The organism is Pseudomonas syringae group sp. 243L2 (genome assembly GCF_032587875.1).
GTDB classification, from domain to species: Bacteria; Pseudomonadota; Gammaproteobacteria; order Pseudomonadales; family Pseudomonadaceae; genus Aquipseudomonas; species Aquipseudomonas amygdali.
On record NZ_JAWHPL010000009.1, the window covers coordinates 1 to 535 of the forward strand.

General features: G+C 62.4%; 1 protein-coding gene. It reads left to right on the forward strand.

All coding sequences use genetic code 11. The features are described from left to right. The coding region (locus tag RYB66_RS03935) for an AMP-binding protein (RefSeq protein ID WP_316893867.1) at positions 1-535 on the forward strand (535 nt) is incomplete at both ends.

The following is a 535-nucleotide window of genomic DNA, read 5'->3' on the forward strand; positions in this document are numbered from 1 at the left end:
CTGGAAAAAGTCATCTTCGGCGGCGAAGCGCTGGACGTGGCCAGCCTGAAGCCGTGGTTCGACCGTTTCGGCGATCAGGCAGCGCAGTTGATCAACATGTACGGCATTACCGAAACTACAGTTCACGTTACCTACAGGCCAATAACCGAGGCCGACACGCAAAACCCGGCCAGCCCGATTGGCGAGGCGATCCCGGATTTGTCGTGGTACGTGCTGGACGCTGATTTCAACCCGGTCGCCCAGGGTTGCAGCGGTGAACTGCACATCGGCCATGCCGGTCTGGCGCGCGGTTATCATAACCGCGTGGCGCTGACTGCCGAACGCTTCGTGCCGGACCCGTTCTCCAGCGACGGCGGTCGCCTGTACCGCACCGGCGACCTGGCCCGTTATCGCGCTGCCGGAGTGATCGAATACGCCGGGCGTATCGACCATCAGGTGAAGATCCGTGGTTTCCGCATTGAACTGGGTGAAATCGAAGCGCGGCTGCAAGCGCACCCGACCGTGCGCGAAGTGATCGTGCTGGCCGTGGACGGGC